We start from the raw sequence: 3,868 nt of genomic DNA, 5'->3' as shown, positions 1-3,868 counted from the left end.
TAGAAACCCGTGACGTCGCCGCCGCCGCCGACATCGCGCATGCTTAAACCTTGGACTGCGTTGGGTCGGGTTTGTGCGCCTCGACCACATAGCCCGCAGCGAGCAGGGCGTGAGGGTCGAGCAGCCGGTCCAGCAATAGCGGTGGCCAAAGCAGCAGCGCGTAATTGAACGCCAGGCCCAGCTGCCGCAGCAGTGGAACGGGCCAGGTCAGCAGCAGCAGCGCGGTGCTCAACTGATGTGCAATGAAACACAGCGCTCCACCCGTGGGCTCGATCGCGCGAATCTCGAAGCCGGTGGCGCTCAGTAGATGCTCGAGGCCGAAGCGCGTAAAGCGCCAGTAGTCGTGGGGCACCTCGTGCAACCGCGAGAGGTGCGGCGCGCTGAGCAACAGATCGCCTCCGGGTTTGAGTACGCGATGCAGTTCCGCCAGGGCCGCTGAGGGGTCGGGCACGTGTTCCAGCACGTTTGCGCACAGCGCCAGGTCGTAGGACTCGTCGGCCGCCTCGGGCATGTGTTGCAGGTCCGCCGAGATGTCCGGTGCGCCGGGGCCGTCGGGTAGGTCCAGGGAGGTGTAGTCCGCGCCGTTGCGCTCGATCAACACGCGGTAGGGCGAAAGTCCGGCGCCCACGTCCAGGCAGGCGCCGCGCGACAGGCGCTGCAGCCGCGGGACCAGCGCGCGGTGTACGCTCAGCCGTAACGCACTCAGCCAATGATAGTGACCAGCGGCCACCAACCCGCGTTCGATGTCGCGTCGCACGCGCAGCATCCAGCCCATTCGCGTCAGCTCCCCGTCCGAAGTTGCGCTGTTGAGGTTATCACGGGCCGTTATCCCGCGCGCCGTTGCGGGCTTCGGGCAGCAGCAGCGCCAAGGAAAATGTCATCAGGTCGCCGACCAGCGACCACAGCCGCGCGGCGATGGAAAGCGCCGCGGCCAGCGACGATCCGAGCAGGCCGGCCAGAAACGCGGTCATTGTCCCCTCGCGCACGCCCAGACCGCCGGGCACGATCAGCGCCCAGAAGCCGATCAGCTGGGACGCTGCGAACGCGCGAACGATATAGGCGTACTGCCCGGGATCGACCTTGATCAGCGATAGGATCAGCAGCCAGAACGACGTCCCGGACAGCACCCAGACCACAAAGCTCAGCCCCGCGCTACGCAGCACGGTCAGGGCGTCGATTTCCAGCAATATCGGATCGCGGCCCATCCGCGCCAACAGCGCGTTGGCCATGCGCTCGAGCAGCACGCGTAGGGGCAGGGCCAGGGCGGCGATTCCCAGAACGCCGACCGCGATCAGCGCCAGCGCCTCAAAGCGTTGGCCGCACAAGATTGCCGCCAGACCCCAGTACAGCAGGCCGCACAGCGACATGATCAGCGCCAGCGCCACCTGCGCTCCGGCGGCCCGTCCCGCGTTGCCGCCCCGACGCTTCAACAGTACGGCCACGCCGACCACCGACCAGATCTTGCCCGGCAGATATTTGCCCATCTGCGCCAGGAACAGCGCCTTGTAGATCGTGCGCAGGGGAAGCTTGAGCGCGGAATTGTCCACCAGCACCTTGAGCGCCAGCGCGTATACCGGCGACTCGATCAGCAGCAGCAGAGATGAAAGGGCCAGTAGGCCCGGTCGGAAGCGCCAGTCGTATGCCAGCACCGCGGGCAGGTCGGAGAGGACCGCGCGCAGCACGAACAGCAGCACCGCCAGGCCGGCGAGCAGGCCGGCCAAATGCCACAACCGCGCGGATCGCGGTCGAGGGGAAGTTTTATCACTATCCACAGCGCAGCGAGTATTTCACAAAACGCCATGCTTTCAAATAACTGCTATAATCCGCGCCATGTCAGAGCAATACGCCGATTTCTATTGCGGCAAGGATGTGCTGATCACCGGTGGACTGGGATTCATCGGCAGCACACTGGCTCACGTGCTGCTGCCGTTGGGCGCCAAGGTCACGCTGGTCGACAGCCTGATCCCGCAGTACGGCGGCAACCCGGCGAACATCGCGGGCATCGAGGATCAGGTTTTAGTCAACATCGCGGATGTGCGCGACCAGTATGGGATGAACCATCTGGTCAAAGGGCGCGACGTGATCTTCAATCTCGCCGGCACCCTGAGCCACATCGACTCGATGCTCGACCCCTATACCGACCTAGAGATCAACTGCCGCGCCCAGCTCTCGATCCTCGAGGCCTGCCGTCATAACAATCCCGAGGTGGTGATCCTCTTTGCCGGGACCCGCGGCCAATACGGTCGCGCCTGCCGCCTACCCGTGGACGAATCGCACCCGATGGATCCGATCGACGTCAACGGCGTGAACAATATGGCAGGCGAGGCCTACCACCTGCTGTACCACCGCTACTACGGCATTCGCGCGGTGAGCCTGCGCCTGACCAACACCTACGGGCCGCGGCATCAGATGCACCACTCGCGCCAGGGAATTATCAACTGGTTCGTGCGGCTGGCGCTGGAGGGCAAGCCGATCCCGATGTTCGGCGACGGCAGCCAGGTGCGCGACGCCAACTTCGTGGACGACGTGGTGCAGGCCTTCCTGCTAGCCGGGTGCACTGACCAGGCCTACGGCAAGGTCTTCAATCTCGGCGGCCTCGGTCCGTGCCCCCTGATGCGGATCGCCGAGCTGATCGCCCAGCTGGCCGGCAGCCCGGTAGTCGAGCCGACGGACTACCCCGGCGAGCGTCGCGGTCTGGAGATCGGCGACTACCGTGCGGACTGGAGCAGGGCCGCGCAGATTCTCGGCTGGCAACCCACGGTCGAGCTGCGTGACGGGCTGGAGCGCACTGTGGAGTATTACCGCACGCACCGCGACCTCTACTGGTAACTTTGTAGAGTCCGTAGGTCGCGCTGCTTCCCAGGGGCGCTATGAATAATCCGAGCAAGAAGAAGCTGCCGCGCAACGTGCGTGCGTTGGGCGTGGTCTCGCTGGCCAACGACGCGGCCTCGGAGATGATCGTGCCCTTGCTCCCGGCGTTCGTGGTCGGCGTGCTGGGACTGGGTCCGGCGTTCCTCGGCGCGATCGAGGGGCTGGCCGAGTCCACGGCCTCGCTGCTCAAGCTGGTTTCCGGCTGGTACTCGGACCGCGTGCGGCGGCGCAAGCCGCTGGCGGTCTTCGGCTACTCGCTGTCCAATCTGTTGCGGCCGTTGATCGGTCTGGCAACCGCCGGTTGGCACGTGCTGTTCCTGCGTTTTTTCGACCGCGTGGGCAAAGGGATTCGGACCAGCCCGCGCGACGCGCTGCTGGCCTCGGAAGTCGAGGAGGGCCAGCGCGGCAGGGCCTTTGGCTATCAGCGGGCTTTGGACAACCTCGGCGCGGCCATCGGGCCGCTGCTGGCCGCGGGCCTGCTGCTGCTGTTTCCCGGCAACCTGCGGTTGGTGTTTGTACTCTCGATCGTTCCCGGGGCCGCGGCCGTGCTGATCCTGACGCGTTACGTGCGCGAGCGGCGTCCTGAGCAGGTCGTGGCGCCGCCGGTCCAGACCCAGGCCGAGGTCCAGGGCTCGCCGCTGGCCGGGGGAGTGCCGCGCGGCGCGTTTCGCACTTACCTGTTCGCGGTAGTGCTGTTCACCCTGGGCAACTCATCGGACGTGTTCCTGGTGCTGCGCGCCCAGGATCTGGGCGTGAGCCTGGCCCAGGTGCCGCTGCTGTGGATGTTGCTTAGTCTGGTGCGCGCCCTGGCCGGAACCTGGGGCGGAGCGGTCTCGGACCGCATCGGCCGTCGCCGCACGATCATCGTCGGTTGGGGATTATACGCCGTGGTCTACCTGCTGCTGGGCCTGGCCACAACTGCCTGGCACGTCTGGGCGTTGTTCGCGGCCTACGGCATGTACTACGCCCTGGTCGAGGGGCCGGAGCGGGCGCTGGT

At 66.1% G+C, this 3,868-nt stretch carries 4 protein-coding genes; 2 read left to right on the top strand and 2 right to left on the bottom strand.

Going from position 1 to position 3,868, the window contains the following annotated elements; all coding sequences use genetic code 11:
• Positions 1 to 43: 43 nt before the first annotated feature.
• Together P9M14_15055 and P9M14_15050 are read right to left on the bottom strand one after the other, a co-directional pair.
• Positions 44 to 775, bottom strand: a complete 732-nt coding sequence (locus P9M14_15055; GenBank protein ID MDP8257063.1) for a class I SAM-dependent methyltransferase — start codon at positions 773 to 775, stop codon at positions 44 to 46.
• 40 nt (positions 776 to 815) lie between these two features.
• On the bottom strand, positions 816 to 1,730 hold the full coding sequence (locus tag P9M14_15050) for a hypothetical protein (protein MDP8257062.1): 915 nt from the start codon (positions 1,728 to 1,730) through the stop codon (positions 816 to 818).
• Positions 1,731 to 1,830: 100 nt separating this feature from the next.
• On the opposite strand from P9M14_15050, the gene P9M14_15045 reads away from it, so the two are divergent.
• Positions 1,831 to 2,829 (top strand): NAD-dependent epimerase/dehydratase family protein, encoded by a 999-nt coding sequence (locus P9M14_15045; protein ID MDP8257061.1) that lies wholly within the window; start codon positions 1,831 to 1,833, stop codon positions 2,827 to 2,829.
• Between the two features lie 41 nt (positions 2,830 to 2,870).
• Positions 2,871 to 3,868, top strand: a 998-nt coding sequence (locus tag P9M14_15040; GenBank protein MDP8257060.1) for an MFS transporter, incomplete at its 3' end; no start/stop codon positions are given.

It is taken from the genome of Candidatus Alcyoniella australis (genome assembly GCA_030765605.1).
Taxonomy (GTDB): Bacteria; Lernaellota; Lernaellaia; order JAVCCG01; family Alcyoniellaceae; genus Alcyoniella; species Alcyoniella australis.
Note: the sequence above shows the minus strand (reverse complement) of the source record. Positions and strands in the feature narration are given on the sequence as shown.

What these genes read in the sequence shown, in the direction of transcription:
- P9M14_15055 (MDP8257063.1), bottom strand. Translation starts at nt 775, where the DNA reads ATGGGCTGGATGCTGCGCGTGCGACGCGACATCGAACGCGGGTTGGTG.
- P9M14_15045 (MDP8257061.1), top strand. Translation starts at nt 1,831, where the DNA reads ATGTCAGAGCAATACGCCGATTTCTATTGCGGCAAGGATGTGCTGATC.